The sequence below is a fragment of the Azospirillum sp. B506 genome, from assembly GCF_000333595.1.
In the GTDB taxonomy this organism is placed as follows: domain Bacteria; phylum Pseudomonadota; class Alphaproteobacteria; order Azospirillales; family Azospirillaceae; genus Azospirillum.
Map to the genome: position 1 here is coordinate 1 of NZ_BADK01000337.1, position 16,908 is coordinate 16,908.

Annotated in this window: 15 protein-coding genes and 1 pseudogene; 13 read left to right on the top strand and 3 right to left on the bottom strand. The window is 68.2% G+C overall.

The window, feature by feature from the left end; translation table 11 throughout:
• On the bottom strand, positions 1 to 803 hold an 803-nt coding region (locus I71_RS10325), incomplete at its 3' end, for an ROK family protein (RefSeq protein ID WP_042694592.1).
• A gap of 238 nt (positions 804 to 1,041) precedes the next feature.
• Between I71_RS10325 and I71_RS10330 the strand changes: the two genes are divergently transcribed.
• The 13 genes and pseudogenes from I71_RS10330 (at position 1,042) to I71_RS10390 (ending at position 14,857) form a co-directional block, all read left to right on the top strand.
• Positions 1,042 to 2,580, top strand: a complete 1,539-nt coding sequence (locus I71_RS10330) for a sugar ABC transporter ATP-binding protein (RefSeq protein ID WP_042694594.1) — start codon at positions 1,042 to 1,044, stop codon at positions 2,578 to 2,580.
• A gap of 10 nt (positions 2,581 to 2,590) precedes the next feature.
• Positions 2,591 to 3,565, top strand: coding sequence for an ABC transporter permease (locus I71_RS10335; protein ID WP_042694597.1), 975 nt, complete (start codon positions 2,591 to 2,593; stop codon positions 3,563 to 3,565).
• Positions 3,566 to 3,590: 25 nt separating this feature from the next.
• Positions 3,591 to 4,595, top strand: a complete 1,005-nt coding sequence (locus I71_RS10340) for a substrate-binding domain-containing protein (RefSeq protein ID WP_148294209.1) — start codon at positions 3,591 to 3,593, stop codon at positions 4,593 to 4,595.
• A gap of 101 nt (positions 4,596 to 4,696) precedes the next feature.
• Positions 4,697 to 5,763, top strand: a pseudogene (locus I71_RS10345) (sugar phosphate isomerase/epimerase family protein).
• Positions 5,760 to 6,944, top strand: coding sequence for a Gfo/Idh/MocA family protein (locus I71_RS10350; RefSeq protein WP_042694599.1), 1,185 nt, complete (start codon positions 5,760 to 5,762; stop codon positions 6,942 to 6,944). Before I71_RS10345 ends, I71_RS10350 begins: the two are co-directional and overlap by 4 nt.
• A 356-nt stretch (positions 6,945 to 7,300) precedes the next feature.
• The gene (locus I71_RS10355; protein ID WP_042694620.1) at positions 7,301 to 8,137 is read left to right on the top strand and encodes an alpha/beta fold hydrolase; all 837 of its coding nucleotides are present in this window, start codon (positions 7,301 to 7,303) and stop codon (positions 8,135 to 8,137) included.
• 4 nt (positions 8,138 to 8,141) lie between these two features.
• Positions 8,142 to 8,636, top strand: coding sequence for a DNA starvation/stationary phase protection protein Dps (gene dps / locus I71_RS10360; protein ID WP_042694601.1), 495 nt, complete (start codon positions 8,142 to 8,144; stop codon positions 8,634 to 8,636).
• A gap of 162 nt (positions 8,637 to 8,798) precedes the next feature.
• Positions 8,799 to 9,485, top strand: a complete 687-nt coding sequence (locus tag I71_RS10365; RefSeq protein ID WP_042694604.1) for a hydrolase — start codon at positions 8,799 to 8,801, stop codon at positions 9,483 to 9,485.
• A gap of 94 nt (positions 9,486 to 9,579) precedes the next feature.
• Complete coding sequence (locus I71_RS10370; RefSeq protein WP_042694606.1) at positions 9,580 to 9,861, top strand: XapX domain-containing protein; 282 nt, start codon at positions 9,580 to 9,582, stop codon at positions 9,859 to 9,861.
• Positions 9,862 to 9,998: 137 nt separating this feature from the next.
• Positions 9,999 to 11,870, top strand: a complete 1,872-nt coding sequence (locus tag I71_RS10375; RefSeq protein ID WP_042694608.1) for an amidohydrolase — start codon at positions 9,999 to 10,001, stop codon at positions 11,868 to 11,870.
• A 177-nt stretch (positions 11,871 to 12,047) separates the two neighbouring features.
• Positions 12,048 to 12,494 carry a DoxX family protein gene (locus I71_RS10380; RefSeq protein ID WP_042694610.1) on the top strand — a complete coding sequence of 149 codons (447 nt, stop codon included), beginning with the start codon at positions 12,048 to 12,050 and terminating at the stop codon, positions 12,492 to 12,494.
• A gap of 14 nt (positions 12,495 to 12,508) precedes the next feature.
• Positions 12,509 to 13,210, top strand: a complete 702-nt coding sequence (locus tag I71_RS10385) for a YoaK family protein (protein ID WP_042694612.1) — start codon at positions 12,509 to 12,511, stop codon at positions 13,208 to 13,210.
• Positions 13,211 to 13,252: 42 nt separating this feature from the next.
• The gene (locus I71_RS10390) at positions 13,253 to 14,857 is read left to right on the top strand and encodes a Na+/H+ antiporter (protein WP_042694614.1); all 1,605 of its coding nucleotides are present in this window, start codon (positions 13,253 to 13,255) and stop codon (positions 14,855 to 14,857) included.
• 7 nt (positions 14,858 to 14,864) lie between these two features.
• On the opposite strand, the gene I71_RS10395 is transcribed toward I71_RS10390, so the two are convergent.
• On the bottom strand, positions 14,865 to 15,935 hold the full coding sequence (locus tag I71_RS10395; RefSeq protein WP_042694616.1) for an ornithine cyclodeaminase: 1,071 nt from the start codon (positions 15,933 to 15,935) through the stop codon (positions 14,865 to 14,867).
• A gap of 19 nt (positions 15,936 to 15,954) precedes the next feature.
• Positions 15,955 to 16,869 carry an arginase gene (gene rocF, locus I71_RS10400; protein WP_083897084.1) on the bottom strand — a complete coding sequence of 305 codons (915 nt, stop codon included), beginning with the start codon at positions 16,867 to 16,869 and terminating at the stop codon, positions 15,955 to 15,957.
• Between the last annotated feature and the right edge of the window lie 39 nt (positions 16,870 to 16,908).

The window sequence follows — 16,908 nt, forward strand, 5'->3', positions numbered from 1 at the left end:
CGCGCGATGGCAGGACCGGCCGCCATCGCCTGGAAGCATCCGGCATTGCCGCAATGGCAGATAGGCCCCTGCGGATCGACGCAGATGTGTCGGACGTCGCCGGCCGAGCCGTCGCGCCCGCGATAGACCAGACCGTGGCAGACGATGCCGCAGCCGATGCCGGTGCCGATCTTGATCACCAGGAAATTCTGAAGCTGTCCGCGCAGGCGCCAGTGCGTGCCCAGCGCCAGGATGTTCACGTCGTTGTCGACGAAGACCGGGGCGGCATACTCCCCCGCCAGGAATTCGCGGATCGAGAAGCTCTCCCATCCCGGCAGCAGCGGCGGGTTGACCAGCATGCCGCTGTCGAAGGCGACCGGTCCCGGCACGCCGACGCCGATCCCCAGCAGCCGCGCCGGCCCGATGCCCATCCGCCCTCGTGCCTCGCGCAGCAGGTCGCGAACCCGCCCGAACACCGCCGCCGGCCCTTCGCGCACATCGGCCGGCTCCGACCTATGGTCCAGCACCGTCATGTCGGGGGCGAGCAGCGCCACGTCGATGCTGGTGGCGCCGATGTCGACTCCCGCCAGCACCCCCATGCGATGGCTCAGCCGCAGCACCTCCGGCCGCCGGCCGCCCGAGGAGGGCTGCACCCCGCCCTCCTCGATCAGTTCGCGTCCGATCAGGCTGGAGATCGCGAGATTGGCCTTGCTTTTGGAGAAGTCGACCGACGCCGCCAATTCGCCGCGTGACAGCCCACCCGCCCAGAACAACCGCTCCAACAGGGCGCGCTCGCCGTCCGACAGACGCTGCCAGTCAACCATCGACGAATGCCTTCCCGAACTGCTCCCGTCTTCTTTCCTACCACACCCTCCCCACTTTTGCCAAATTATGTTCAAAGTCGGCCATTGTCTGTCCAAAGCAGCGGGCTTACCATCCGCCCAACGAACGAAGCGGCGTCTTCCGGGACGACACGCTTTGCAGTGGGAGAAACGTCATGGACGGTGTCCGCCCTGCCGCAGGCTTGCGGCCGGTGGAGACTCCGTCAGGGGGTGCGGAGCCATGAGCCTGCATGTCGCCTTCGACGGCATCACCAAGGAGTTCGGCCCCGTGCGGGTGCTGCACGGCGTCAGCTTCGACCTGCATCCTGGCCGGGTGCACGGGCTGCTGGGCGAGAATGGCGCCGGCAAATCGACGCTGATGAAGATCCTCGCCGGTTATCACGCGGCGACCTCCGGCACGCTCAGCATCGACGGCGAACCGGTGGTCTTCCGCACCTCGCGCGACGCGGAAAAGCGCGGCATCGTGCTGATCCACCAGGAACTCAGCCTCGCCGACGACCTCACCGTCGCCCAGAACATGTTCCTCGGCCACGAGATCAGGCGCGGCTGGCTGCTCGACGACCGCGCCATGCGCGCGCGGGCGGCCGATGCCCTGCGTCAGGTCGGCTTCGAGCGCGACCCCGACACCAAGGTACGCGACCTGATCGTTGCCGAGAAGCAGCTGGTGGAGATCGCCAAGGCGCAGCTGCGCAACGCCCGCCTGCTGATCATGGACGAACCGACGGCCAGTCTCACCCCATCCGAATGCGACCGGCTGTTCGGGCTGATCGAGCGGCTGCGGCGGGACGGCGTCACCATCGTCTACATCTCCCATAAGCTGGACGAGGTGGAGCGCATCACCGACGAGGTGATCGTGATGCGCGACGGCCGCTTCGTCGCCCGCGCCCCCACCGCCGAGACGCCGCGCCAGCGCATGGCGACTCTGATGGTCGGCCGCGAGCTGACCGACATGTTCCCGGACAAGCACATCCCGATCCGCGGTCCGGCCCTCGGCACGCCGCTGATGGCGGTGCGCGGCCTGACGGTGCCCGGCTGGGCGGAGGATGTGAGCTTCGACCTCCATCCCGGCGAGATCCTGGGCTTTGCCGGTCTGGTCGGCGCCGGCCGCACCGAACTGTTCGAGGGCATCCTCGGCCTGCGCCCGCGCAGCGGCGGCACCGTTGAGATCGAAGGGCGCCCGGTGTCCTTGCGCACCCCGCGCGCGGCGATGCGCAACGGCCTGACCTATCTCAGCGAGGACCGCAAGGGCAAGGGCCTGCACGTCACCATGGGGCTGCGCGACAACCTGACCCTGATGACCTTGCGCCACCACGCCCGGCCGCTGCTGTCGCCGGCTTCGGAGGAGCGGGCGCTTGAGCATGCCGTGGCAAGCTTCGGCATCCGCGGCAATCCGCAGGGGACCGCCGCGTCGCTGTCCGGCGGCAACCAGCAGAAACTGGCCATCGCCAAGTTCCTGGAGCCGGACCCGCGCGTCTTCGTGCTGGACGAGCCGACGCGCGGCGTCGATGTCGGCGCCAAGCGCGACATCTATTTCCTGATCGCGCGGCTGGCCGCCGAAGGACGCGGCGTGATCGTGATTTCATCGGAACTGATCGAACTGATCGGGCTCTGCCACCGGGTGATCGTGATGCGCGGGCGCCGTGTGAGCGCGACCGTGCCCGCCGACCGGCTCAGCGAAGAGGAGTTGATTGCCCATGCCATCGGGACCAACGCCGGGACCAACATCGGCACCGACATCGGCACCAACGCCCGTCCCTGAGACCGGCGCCGTGTCCGCTGCCAGGTCGGCCCGCCGCTTCGACCCGCACCGCTTCGGCCCGGTCGTCGGGCTGCTGCTGCTGCTGATCGTCGGCACGGCGCTGAACCCGGATTTCGCCACCTGGGACAACCTGATGAACGTGCTGACCCGCACGGCCTTCATCGGGATCATCTCCATCGGCATGTGCTTCGTCATCATCTCCGGCGGGATCGACCTGTCGGTGGGGTCGATGGCGGCGCTGATCGCCGGCGGCATGATCCTGCTGATGAACGCGCTGGCCGGGTCGGTCGGCTCGCCGGTGGCCGTGGTGGCGCTGGGCATGCTGTTCGCCCTGCTGCTGGGCGGCGGATTCGGGTTGGCGCACGGCTATCTGATCACCCGCGGGCGGATCGAGCCTTTCATCGTTACGCTGGGCACCCTCGGCATCTTCCGCGCCCTGCTGACCTGGCTGGCCGACGGCGGTGCCATCACGTTGGACAATGATCTGTCCGACGCCTACGGCCCGGTCTATTACGGCAGTCTGCTCGGCATTCCGGTGCCGGTCTGGGTGTTCCTGCTGGTGTCGGTGGCGGGAGGCATTCTGCTGAACCGCACCGCCTTCGGCCGCTATGTCCAGGCCATCGGCTCCAACGAGCAGGTGGCGCGCTTCGCCGCCGTGGATGTCGACCGGGTGAAGCTGCTGACCTACGGCCTTCTCGGCGTCTGCGTCGGCATCGCCACGGTGCTGTATGTGCCGCGCCTCGGCTCGGCCTCCCCCACCACCGGCCTGTTGTGGGAGCTGGAGGCCATCGCCGCGGTGATCGTCGGCGGCACCTCCTTCAAGGGGGGCGAGGGGCGGATCGCCGGCACGGTGATCGGTGCGGTGCTGCTGTCGGTCATCAGCAACATCCTGAACCTGACCAGCATCATCAGCGTCTATCTGAACGCGGCGGTCCAGGGCTGCGTCATCATCGCCGTCGCCTTCCTGCAGCGCCGGCGCCCGTAAAAACAACATAAGGAGGAGAAACGTCATGTCGGAAGTTGCGCGTTATTCCCGCCGCCTTGTCCTGGGCGCCGGTGTCGCCATGGCCGCGACGGTCGCCCTCGGCTGCTCCCTTGGCGGCCCCCTTGGGAGCGCTGCCTTCGCGGCGGACACGGTGAAGCTGGGCGTCAGCATCCCGGCCGCCACCCACGGCTTCACCGGCGGCATCGTCTGGTGGGCCAACCAGGCGAAGGCGGAGCTTGAGAAGGCCCATCCCAACCTGAAGATCACCGTCAAGACCGCCAGCGGCGCGCCGGAGCAGGCGAACCAGCTTCAGGATCTGGTGACGGTGACCAAGATCGACTCGCTGGTCATCTTCCCCTTCGAATCCGCGGCCCTGACCCAGCCGGTGATGCAGGCGAAGAAGAAGAACGTCTATGTCACCGTGGTCGACCGCGGCCTGACCGATCCGAGCGCGCAGGACGCCTACATCGCCGGCGACAACACCGCCTTCGGCCGCATCCCGGCCGAATACATCGCCAAGACATACAACGGCAAGGCCAACATCGTGGCGCTCCGCGGCATCCCGACCACGCTCGACAACGAGCGCTGGGAGGCCTTCACCGGCGTGCTGAAGCAGTATCCCGACATCAAGATCCTCGACGGCAAATACGCCAACTGGAACCGTGACGACGCCTTCAAGGTGACGCAGGACTTCCTGACCCGCTTCAAGGACATCGACGTCGTCTGGGCCGCCGACGACGACATGGCCTTCGGCGTGCTGAAGGCCATCGAGCAGGCCAAGCGCACCGACATCAAGGAGGTGTTCGGCGGCGCCGGTTCCAAGACGATGGTGAAGACCATCCTCGACGGCTCCAACCCGCTGATCCGCGCCGATGTGTCCTATTCGCCGAAGTTCATCTACGACGCCATCAAGATGACGGCCGAGGCGCGTCTGAAGGGCGACAGGCTGCCGGCGACCCACATCATCCCGTCGGCGCTGATCACCAAGGAGAACGCCAAGGAGTTCTACTTCCCGGATTCGCCGTACTGATCCCTGGTTCGTCAGCCCGCCGGCTCTCCCCCTTCCGGCGGGGGAGGGTCGAGGGGGGCAGCCGCCAACCGATACCTCCCCCCCCTCAGGGAGCCAGACCCATGAAGACCATCAAAGGCCCGGCGATCTTCCTCGCCCAGTTCGCGGGCGACGCAGCCCCCTTCAACTCGCTGAACGGCATCGCCCGCTGGGCCGCCGGCCTCGGCTTCAAGGGCGTGCAGATCCCGAGCTGGGACCGCCGCCTGTTCGACTGCACAAGGCCGCGACCAGCCGCAGCTATTGCGACGAGATCAAGGGCACACTGGCCGACGCCGGCGTCGAGCTGACCGAGCTGTCCACTCACCTGCAAGGCCAGCTCGTCGCCGTCCACCCCGCCTACGACGCGCTTTACGACGGCTTCGCCCCGGCAGAGGTCCGTGGCCGTCCCGACGCCCGGCAGGCCTGGGCGGTGGAGCAGCTGCACCTCGCCGCCAAGGCGTCGGCCAATCTCGGCCTGACCGCCCACGCCACCTTCTCCGGCGCGCTGGCCTGGCCTTACCTCTATCCCTGGCCGCAGCGTCCGCCCGGCCTGATCGAGACCGCCTTCGACGAGCTGGCGACGCGCTGGCGCCCGATCCTCGACGCCTTCGACGAGGCCGGCTGCGACCTCTGCTACGAGATCCATCCCGGCGAGGACCTGTTCGACGGCACCAGCTTCCAGATGTTCCTCGACCGGGTCGGCGGGCACAAGCGCTGCAACATCCTGTTCGATCCCAGCCATTTCGTCCTGCAGCAGCTGGATTATCTCGGCTATATCGACGTCTTCCGCGACCGCATCCGCATGTTCCACGTCAAGGATGCGGAGTTCAACCCGACCCCCTGGCAGGGCGTCTATTCCGGCTATGCGCCGTGGAAGGACCGGGCCGGGCGTTTCCGGTCGCTGGGCGACGGGCAGGTCGATTTCCGCGGCATCTTCTCCAAGCTGACCCAGTACGGCTTCGACGGTTGGGCGGTGCTGGAATGGGAATGCTGCATCAAGCATCCGGAGCAGGGGGCCGCCGAAGGCGCCCGCTTCATCCAGGACCACATCATCCGCGTCACCGACCGCGCCTTCGACGACTTCGCCGATGCCGGCACCGACGAGGCGGCCAACCGCCGGATCCTCGGTCTGGCGAAAGGGGCATCATGAGCGCGGAACAATCGCCGGCCCGAACGCCCGCGTCCGGCAGGCGCTTGAGGTTGGGCATGGTCGGCGGCGGCCAGGGCGCCTTCATCGGCGCCGTCCACCGCATCGCGGCCCGCATCGACGACCGTTACGAACTGGTGGCCGGCGCCCTGTCCTCCGACCCCGAGCGGGCGCGGACCAGCGGAGCGGAACTGTTCCTGGCGCCCGACCGCTGCTACGACGATTTCCACAGGATGGCGGCGGCCGAGGCAGCCCGCCCCGACGGCATCGACGCGGTCGCCATCGTCACACCGAACCATTTGCATTACCCGGCGGCCAAGGCCTTCCTTGACTCCGGCATCCACGTCATCTGCGACAAGCCACTGGTCCATACGGTGGAGGAAGCGGAGGAACTCGCAGCACTGGTACGCCAACGCGACCTTGTCTTCGTGCTGACCCACAATTACAGCGGCTATCCGATGATCCGGCAGGCCCGCGCCATGGTGGCGTCGGGCATGCTGGGCCGGATCAGGGTGGTTCAGGCCGAATATGCCCAGGACTGGCTGGCGACCGACCTGGAGGCCAACGGCAATAAGCAGGCCACTTGGCGCACCGACCCGGCACAGAGCGGCATCGCCGGCTGCATCGGCGACATCGGCACCCATGCCTTCCATCTGGCGGAGTTCGTGACCGGCCTGCGCTGCACCGACCTCGCCGCCGACCTGACCGCCTTCGTGCCCGGCCGGCGGTTGGACGACAATGGCCATATCATGATGCGCTTCGACGGCGGCGCCCGCGGCATGCTGTGGGCCAGCCAGGTCTCCCCCGGCACCACCAACGGCCTGCGCCTGCGCGTCTTCGGCGAGGCCGGCGGGCTGGAGTGGCAGCAGGAACAGCCCAACGAACTGCGCTTCACCCCGTTGGGCGAGCCAAGCCGCACCCTTCTGCGTGCCGGGGCCGGCAGCCTGCCTGTGGCGAGCGGCATCTCCCGCACCCCGGCCGGTCATCCGGAAGGCTATTTGGAAGGCTTCGCGCAAATCTACCGCGACGCCGCTGACCGCATCGCCGCCAGCATCGACGGTCGCCCGGCCCCGGCCGACGTGCCGCTGCCGACGGTGGAGGACGGGGTGCGCGGCGTGCGCTTCATCCATGGCGCCGTCGAATCCAGCCGCCGTGACGCTGCCTGGGTGTCCTTGGCCGGATAGTTCCCTCTCCCGCTGAAATCCCCCTCTCCCCGGGGGGAGAGGGGATTCCTGGCTTTTTTGCATTTCCGGCAGCGCAATGCGCAGAACCGGCAAAAGCCGTTCTGAAGAGGCAATCACCCTCTTCGCCCTCTGCCTAACATCCGTTCATCAAGACAGCCGGCGCGGTCCCCTCCGGCCCGGCCCCGAACGGATTTCGTATGACCATCCAGGATTCCCACCCATCCCGTCGCACGGTCCTCTCCGGCAGCGCCGCTCTCGCCGTTGCGGGCAGCGGGCTGCTGCCGATGATCGCCGGCCCAGCCGCCGCGGCAGAAAAGACGGCCACCAGCCAAGACCCGATCAAAGGAACCAAACCCATGCTCCAGGGCAGCTACGTCACCACCAAGGACGGCGTCCAGATCTACGTCAAGCAGTGGGGGCCGCTGACCGGCCAGCCGGTCGTCTTCAGCCATGGCTGGCCGCTGACCGGCGACGCCTTCGAAGACCAGATGATGTTCCTGGCCCAGCACGGCTACCGCACCATCGCCCATGACCGCCGCGGCCATGGCCGCTCGTCGCAGCCCGGCTTCGGCAACGATCTCGACCATTACGCCGACGATCTGGCGGCGGTGACCGAGGCGCTGGACCTGAAGAACGCCGTCCATGTCGGCCATTCCACCGGCGGCGGCGAAGTCGCCCGCTACATCGGCCGCCATGGCGTGAAGCGTGTCGCCAAGGCAGTGCTGATCGGCGCCATCCCGCCGATCATGGTGAAGACCGACTGGAACCCCGACGGCGTGCCGATGGAGGTGTTCGACGGCATCCGCGCCGGCGTGAAGGCCGACCGCTCGCAGTTCTTCCGGGACCTGACGACACCCTTCTACGGCTACAACCGGCCGGGCGCCAAGGTTTCCCAGGGCGTCATCGACAGCTTCTGGATGCAGGGCATGATGGGCGGCCTGCTGGCCGAGTACGAGTGCGTCAAGGCCTTCTCCGAGACCGACCAGCGCGAAGACCTGAAGAAGATGATCATCCCGACGCTGGTGATGCACGGCGACGACGACCAGATCGTCCCGATCGCCACCTCCGCCAAGGCCGCCGTCGCCCTGCTGCCGAAGGGCACGCTCAAGGTCGTCCCCGGTGCGCCGCACGGCATGTGCACCACGCACAAGGACATCGTGAACGAGGAACTGCTGGCCTTCATCCGGAGCTGAGCCAATGACCTACCTGTCCCGTCTCGATCTGCATGACTCGGTGCGCAAGGAAGCGGTGGCGCTGCTCCAGGCCCGCCTGTCCGACGCGCTCGACCTGGAAGCCCAGACCAAGCAGGCGCACTGGAACGTCAAGGGCCCGCACTTCCTGCAACTGCACGAGCTGTTCGACCGCGTCCATGACGAGGTCGAGGGTTTCGTCGACCTGATCGCGGAACGCATCACCGCCTTGGGCCACATCGCCGACGGCCGGGTGCAGACCACGGCCGCCCGCAGCGCGCTCTACGAATATCCGCTGCAGGCGGTCGACGGCGTGGCCCATCTGAAGGCGCTGGCCGGTGCGCTGGCCCAGTTCGGCGCCCGCGTGCGGGCCGATATCGAAGCCGCAACCGGCGTGGGCGATGCCGACACCGCCGATCTGTTCACGCAGGTCTCGCGGGAGTGCGACAAGCAGCTGTGGATGCTGGAAGCCCATCTGATGACCGGCGACTCCGCCGCCTGATCCTCGTCGCCAATTGTCCGTGAATACGCAACAGTTATGTTCATTCACGCACGATTGTCCCGAACGCCTTCGCCATGACAAAGTCCCTGTCAGACGGCGCCGACGACGCACCGACGGCAGGCGACCCCACCCTTTGAAACCCGTACCGAACAGGAAAAGATCATGACCTTCCCGGCCAAGTCGCTCATCAACGCCGACGACACCGTCTTCATCTTCGTCGATCACCAGCCGCAGATGTCCTTCGGCGTCGTCAACATCGACCGCCAGCAGCTGAAGAACAACACCATCGCTCTGGCCAAGACCGCCAAGCTGTTCGGCGCCTCGACCATCGTGACCGCGGTGGAGACCGAAAGCTTCTCGGGCTACATCTGGCCGGAACTGATGGACGTCCTGAAGCAGGATCCGATCGAGCGCACCTCGATGAACAGCTGGGACTCCGAAGAGCTGGTGGCCGCCGTCAAGGCGACCGGCAAGAAGAAGCTGGTCATCGCCGCGCTGTGGACCGAGGCCTGCCTGCTGTATCCGACGCTGTGCGCCATCGAGGAAGGCTTCGAGGTCTACATCGTCACCGACTGCTCGGGCGGCACCTCCAAGGAAGCCCACGACGCCGCGGTCCGCCGCATGGAGCAGGCCGGCGCCCATTCCATCACCGCGATCAACGTCCTGCTGGAAATCCAGCGCGACTGGGCGAAGCGCGGCACCTATGACGGCGTGATGAACATCGTCCGCGAGCATTTCGGCGCCTACGGCATGGGCGTCGATTACGCCTACACCATGGTCCACAAGGCCCCGCAGCGTGGCGAATTCCCGCACAAGGTGGTCGGTGCCGCTGCCCACGAGCATGCGTGATCCGCAAGCCTGAGTGAGCGCCCCCGGTGCCCGGTTCCGGCCGGGCACCGGTCCTCATTCGACAGACCAGCTTCAGACCGGGGAGACGGGACCCATGATGCCCTATCTCCTTTCGGCCGGTGCCGGTATCCTGGTCGGCGTCATCTATGCGCTGATCGGCGTCCGCTCGCCGGCCCCGCCGACCATCGCGCTGATCGGGCTGCTCGGCATGCTGGTCGGCGAGCAGGTGGTGCCCGTCGTCAAGCGGCTGATCGCCGGCGAACCGGTCGTCGCCTTCATCCAGACCGACTGCGCCCGCCATGTGCTGGGTCCGCATGCCGGCGTCGCCGCACCGCAGACGGAGTCCGATCCGGCTGACAAGGGCGGGAAGGCATGACGCTTCCGCCCACCGACCGCGACCCCAGTGACCGCCAACCCATCGACCGCCGAAAGGCGATGGCGGGAACCGCCGCCGCATCTCTGTTAGCATCACCGTTGCTGTCCACCCTCGCGTCCAGACCCGGGAATGCCGCCATGCCGAACACCGCCGCCTCAGGCGACTTGATCCTCGTCAACGCCAAGGTCACCACGCTCGACCGCGCCAACCCGCAGGCCAGCGCCATCGCCATCCGCGACGGCCGCTTCCTCGCCGTCGGCACCGAGGCCGAGGTGCGCGCCGCGGCTCCGCAGGCAAAAGTGATCGACGCCAAGGGGCGGCGGGTGATCCCCGGGCTGATCGACAGCCACATGCACATCATCCGCGGCGGCCTGAACTACAACATGGAACTGCGCTGGGACGGCGTGCCGAGCCTCGCCGACGCGATGGCGATGCTGAAGCAGCAGGCGGCCATCACCCCGGCCCCGCAGTGGGTCCGCGTCGTCGGCGGCTTCACCGAGCACCAGTTCGCCGAGAAGCGGCTGCCGACCATCGATGAGCTGAACGCGGCCGCGCCCGACACGCCGGTCTTCATCCTGCACCTCTATGACCGCGCCCTGCTGAACGCCGCCGCCCTGCGCGCCGTCGGCTACACCAAGGACACGCCAAACCCGCCGGGCGGCGAGATCGTCCGCGATGCCGCCGGCACCCCGACCGGCCTGCTGCTGGCCCAGCCCAACGCGACGATCCTCTATGCGACGCTGGCCAAGGGGCCGAAGCTGCCGCCCGACTACCAGCTGAACTCCACCCGCCACTTCATGCGCGAGATGAACCGGCTGGGCGTGACCGGAGTGATCGACGCCGGCGGCGGCTTCCAGAACTATCCCGACGATTACGCCATCGTCGAAAAGCTGCATGCCGATGGCGAACTGACCCTGCGCATCAGCTACAACCTGTTCACCCAGAAGCCGAAGGAGGAGCTGGCCGACTTCGCCGGCTGGGCGAAGAAGGTGAAGCCGGGCGACGGCGACGACAGCTACCGCCACAACGGCGCCGGCGAGATGCTGGTCTATTCCGCCGCCGATTTCGAGGATTTCCGCGTCGCCCGCCCGGACATGCCGCCGAACATGGAAGGCGACCTGGAGCCGGTGATCCGCCTGCTGGCCGAGAACCGCTGGCCCTGGCGCCTGCACGCCACCTACGACCAGACGATCAGCCGGGCGCTGGACGTGTTCGAGAAGGTCAACCGCGACATCCCCTTCGACGGGTTGCACTGGTTCTTCGACCATGCCGAGACGATCAGCGACCGCAACATCGACCGCATCGCGGCGCTTGGCGGCGGTATCGCCATCCAGCACCGCATGGCCTATCAGGGCGAATATTTCGTCGAACGTTACGGCGCCAAGGCGGCCGAGCAGACCCCTCCCATCGCCAAGATGATGGCGGCCGGCCTGCCGGTCGGCGGCGGCACCGACGCCACCCGCGTCGCCAGCTACAACCCGTGGGTCTCGCTGTCCTGGCTGGTGACCGGCAGGACGGTGGGCGGCCTCAGCCTCTATCCGCGGGCCAATCTGCTGGACCGTGAAACGGCGCTGCGTCTGTGGACCGAGGCCAACACCTGGTTCTCCAACGAGCAGGGCAAGAAGGGCCAGATCAAGGCCGGCCAGCTTGCCGACCTCGCCGTGCTGTCCGACGACTTCTTCTCGGTGCCGGAGGACCGCATCGTCCATCTGACCTCCGTCCTGACCATGCTCGGCGGTGCCGTGGTGCATGGCGAGGGCGATTACGGCCCGCTGGCGCCGCAACTGCCGAAGCCGATGCCGGACTGGTCGCCGGTGCGGACGTTCGGCGGCTACTACAAGTCGGCCGATGCTGGCAGCCAGCGTCAGGCACTGGCCTCGGCCTGCGGCTGCGCCACCGGCTGCGGCGTCCACGGCCACGACCATGCCGCCGCCTACGCCACCGACGTCCCGGCTGCCGACGTGCAGTCCTTCTGGGGCGCCCTGGGCTGCGGCTGCTGGGCGGTGTAACCGCCTCCCCCCCCCTAAAGCGGATCCCCTCTCCCCCCTGGGGAGAGGGTTAGGGTGAGGGGGGCGCGCGGCGAGGATTCTCGGGAATCCATCCTTGTGCATCCCCCTCACCCCGACCCTCTCCCCGGGGGGAGAGGGAGAATCCCACGATTTCCCCCAACCCGGAACATCACCGCCATGACCTTCCGCCAGCTCGAACGCCCGGCAGAACGCATCGTCGACCGCATCCTCGACTGGGACGGCACCTGGCTGCTGGCACGACTGGCGCTGGTCGGGGCCTATCTCCTCGGCGGTTTGGTCAAGCTCACCGACTGGCCGGGGGCGGTTGCCGAACAGGCGCATTTCGGCCTGACCCCGCCGGCGCTCTGGGCCGCCCTGACCATCCTGGTCGAGCTGGCCGGTCCCCTGCTGATCCTGCTGGATCGCGCCTTGTGGCTCGGCGCCGGCGCGCTCGGCGTCTTCACCGTGCTGGCCGCCTTGATCGCCAATGATTTCTGGACGATGGTGGACCAGGAGCGCTTCATGGCAACCAATGCATTCTTCGAGCATATCGGTCTGGTTGGCGGTTTCGCGCTCGCCGCGATCGTCTCGCGGATGCGCCGCCGCCTCGGCCTGACCCGTTGACAAGGCGAAACGCCATGGCACCACCCTCCGCTCCCGTTGCCGCCCCGCTGCCCTGGCTGTTGATGCTGCTGTCGGTGACGACCGGTCTGGTCGACGCCACCAGCGTGCTCGGCCTGGACAAGGTGTTCACCGCCAACATGACCGGCAACATCGTGTTCCTGGGTTTCGCCGCCGCCGGCACGGCGGGTTTCGACGTCGCCCCCTATCTGACGGCGATCGGCGCTTTCCTGATCGGTGCGCTGATCGCCGGCCGCACCGGCAAGGCCCATGCCGGCCGGCCGCTGCGCCGCTGGCTGCTGAGCGCCGCCGCCATCGAGGCCGGCCTGCTCTGGCTCGCCGCCGGACTGGCGTGGCTGCGCCAGGGTGGCGAGGTCTCGCCCGCCAGCTTTTACGGCATCATCCTGCTGACCGCGCTGGCGATGGGGTTCCGCAACGCGACGATCCGCCAGCTGAAGGTGCCGGACCTGACCACCACGGTGCTGACCCTGACGCTGACCGGTCTTGCCGCCGATTCCCGGCTGGCCGGCGGGGCCAACACCAACTGGGGCCGCCGCATCGGCAGCGTCGTCGCCATCTTCGTCGGCGCCGCCATGGGCGCCACCCTGGTGAGGCACAACGGGCTTGCCGCACCGCTGCTGCTGGCCGGCCTGCTCGGACTGGTCGGCACCGCCGCCTGCGCCCTGCATCCCGCCGCCGCCACGCCGGCCGCCGCCTGACCTCCCTCCCCCCTTTCCAAACCAGAACAGCGGGTCTCCAGCATGTCGCCATCCGGCCAGTTCGAACTCGTCCTTGGCCTGATGGCGGCGATCATCGTGCTGGAACTGGCGGCCAAGCGCCTGCGCATGCCGCCGTCGGCCGTGCTGGTGCTGGGCGGCATCGCGCTCGCCCTGGTCCCCGGTTTGCCGGAGATCACGCCCGATCCCGACCTGACCCTGCTGCTGTTCCTGCCGCCGCTGCTGTTCGCCAGCGCCTATTTCACGGTGTGGAGCGACTTCCGCGCCAATCTGCGCATCATCCTTCAACTCGCGGTGGGGGCGGTCGCCTTCACCACCCTGGCGATCGGAGTTGCCGCCCATCTGGTGATGCCGTCGCTGCCCTGGGCCGCCTGCTTCACGCTCGGCGCCATCCTGTCGCCGCCCGATGCGGTGGCGGCCAAGGCGGCGCTGAAGGGCCTGCCGCTGCCGCCGCGCATCGTCACCCTGCTGGAAGGCGAGAGCCTGGTGAACGACGCCACCGGGCTGGTGCTGTTCCGCATCGCCATCGCCGCCGGCATGACCGGGACCTTCGAAGCCGGCCCGGCCTCGCTGGAGTTCCTGTGGCTGGCCATCGGCGGCGTGGTGGCCGGCGTGGTGTTCGGCCACATCGCGGCATTGCTGCTGGGCCGCCTGCACGACGTGCCGCTCAGCATCGTCGGCGGCTTTCTCGCCGCCTGGGGCAGCTATCTGGGCGGCGAGGCGCTGGAGGTGTCGGGCGTGCTTGCCACCGTCGGCTGCGGGCTGGTGATGGGCCGGCGCCAGCACGACCTGTTCACCGCGCAGCTGCGCACCCACGCCAACGCGGTGTGGGCGGTGGCTGTTTTCCTCCTCGAATCGATGGTCTTCATCATCATCGGCCTGTCGCTCCGTGGCGTGCTGGGCCGGCTGGAGGCGGCGGGCACCGGCCTGACCGACCTGTTGCCGATGATCGTCGCCGTCACCCTGGCGATGGTGCTGTCGCGCTTCGCCTGGCTCTTTCCCTCGACCTACCTGCCCCGCTTCCTGTTCCCGAGCCTTCGGCGGCGCGATCCCTACCCGTCGGTGGCGGTGCCGGTGATCATGGGATGGGCGGCGATCCGTGGCGTGGTCAGCCTTGCCGTCGCCCTGTCGGTCCCCGTGGAGTTTCCCGGCCGCGACATCATCCTGGCGACCACCTGGGCGGTGATCCTGGTGTCGATCCTGGGACAGGCGACCACGCTGGCCCCGCTGGTCCGCAGGATGCGGCTGGGCGGCTTCACGCTGGAGCGGCGTCCGACCCTGTCGGAATCGGAAGCCCGTATCCGCATGGCCCGCGCGGCGCTGGAGGCGGTGCGCAAGCGCTCCGACATGGCGGACGGCCGCCAGCGCCATCCCCGCCTGCTCGAACAATACGCCCACCGCGCCACCATGGCCGAGCGCTTCCACGAAAGCGAAGGCATGCTGAAAGGCGACCGGAGCGAGCATTTCGCCGCCGTCCTGGCCGCCAACCGCGCCGCCCGCGCCGAGATCCTGGATCTGCACCGCGGCGGCCGCATCCACGACACGGTGCTCCACCGGCTGGAAGCGGAGCTGGACCTGGAGGAACTCAGCGCGGAACAGGCGCTGGCGGAGGGTGAGGGCGTGGGGTGAGTGCGCCCTACGCCGCCTCGCCCACCGGGGCCGGCTTCGCCGCGCGCAGGATCATGCCGAACAGGTCGCGCGGCTCGTCCGGGTCGGCCAGCATGTCCAGAGTCTCGTAGAACCCCGTCCCCGCCACCTTGTCGCGGACATAGCGCAGGGCGGAGAAGTCCTCCGTCGCGAAGCCGACCGAATCGAACAGCGTGATCTGCCGCGCATCGCGCCGGCCCACCGCCTGACCGGTCATCACCGTCCACAGCTCCGTCACCGGATGGTCGGGGGGGAGCTGCTGGATTTCGCCCTCGATCCGCGTCTGCGGCGGGTACTCGACGAAGATGTCCGAGCGCAGCAGGATGTCGCGGTGCAACTCCGTCTTGCCAGGGCAGTCGCCACCGACCGCGTTGATGTGCACCCCGGCCCCGACCATGTTGTCGGTCAGGATGGTGGCATATTGCTTGTCGGCGGTGACGGTGGTGATGATCTGCGCCCCCTCCACCGCCTCCTCGGTCGATGTGCAGGCGGTGATCTCGAAGCCCTGGTCGCGCAGGTTGCGCACGCATTTCCGCGTCGCCGCCGGATCGATGTCGTAGAGCCGCAGCTTGCGGATCCCCAGCAGCGCCTTGAAGGCCAGCGCCTGGAACTCCGCCTGCGCGCCGTTGCCGATGATCGCCATGCAGGTCGCGTCCTTCGGCGCCAGATGCTTCGCCGCCACGGCCGAGGTCGCGGCGGTGCGCAGCGCCGTCAGGATGGTCATTTCCGTCATCAGCACCGGATAGCCGGTTGCGACATCGGCCAGCACGCCGAAGGCGGTGACGGTCTGCCGTCCCTCCCGCGTGTTCTTCGGATGGCCGTTGACGTATTTGAAGCCATAGGTCCGGCCGTCGCTGGTGGGCATCAGTTCGATCACGCCTTCCGCGCTGTGGGAGGCCACCCGCGGCGTCTTGTCGAAGCTCTCCCAGCGGCGGAAATCCTCCTCCACATAGGCCGACAGCTCGGTCAGGAAGCGCTCGACACCAATGTGCAGCACCAGCTTCATCATGTGGTCGACGCTGACGAAGGGAACGAGGTTCAGGTTCAGGTTCGGGATCATGATCGGACGCTCCGGTCGTTCAGAAGCTGCGGGTGGGGTAATCGAGGACGCGGCGCCCCATCAGGCTCGCCAGCAGTTCCACCATCAGGGTCGCGGTGCGGCCGCGCTCGTCCAGGAAGGGGTTCAGCTCGACCAGATCGACGCTGCTGACCATGCCGGTGTCGTGCAGCATCTCCATGATCAGATGCGCCTCGCGGAAGGTGGCGCCGCCGGGGACCGTGGTGCCGACGCCGGGGGCGATGCCGGGATCAAGGAAATCGACGTCCAGGCTGACATGCAGCAGCCAGTCCGCCTCGACCACCCGCTGCAGGAACGGGCGCAGCAGGGCGACGATGCCATGCTCGTCGATCTTGCGCATGTCATGGACGGTGATGCCGGAGGTCTCCAGCGCGCGCCGTTCGGCCGGATCGACGCTGCGGATGCCCATCATGCAGACATTGTGCGGGTCGAGCCGGGCCGGCAGCGGCGGGAAGTAGCCGTCGAAGCCGGCGCGGCCGGTGGCGTAGGCCATCGGCACGCCATGCAGGTTGCCGCTCTCCGTCGTCTCCAGCGTGTGGAAATCTGGATGCGCGTCCAGCCACAGCACGAACAGCGGGCGCCCTATTCCGGTGGCACGCTGGGCCAGCCCGGTCAGGGTCCCGGCGGCAAGGCTGTGGTCGCCGCCCAGGAAGATCGGCATGGTGTCCGGCCCGGCGCTCGCCTCGTAGGCCACCCTCGACAGCGCGGCGGTCCAGCCCGCCACCTCCGGCAGGAATTTCAACGCGGCGTTGCCATGCGCCATCGGCCGCTGCGGCAGCGGCGCCACATTGCCCAGGTCGGCCACGCTGTGACCCAGCTCCGACAACGCCCGCGCGATGCCGGCGGTGCGATAGGCGCTCGGCCCCATCTCGCAGCCGAGCCGGCCCGCCCCGTCCTGCACCGGCACGCCGACCAGCCGGCACTGCTTCGTCTTGTCTTCTGGAGGACATGTCGT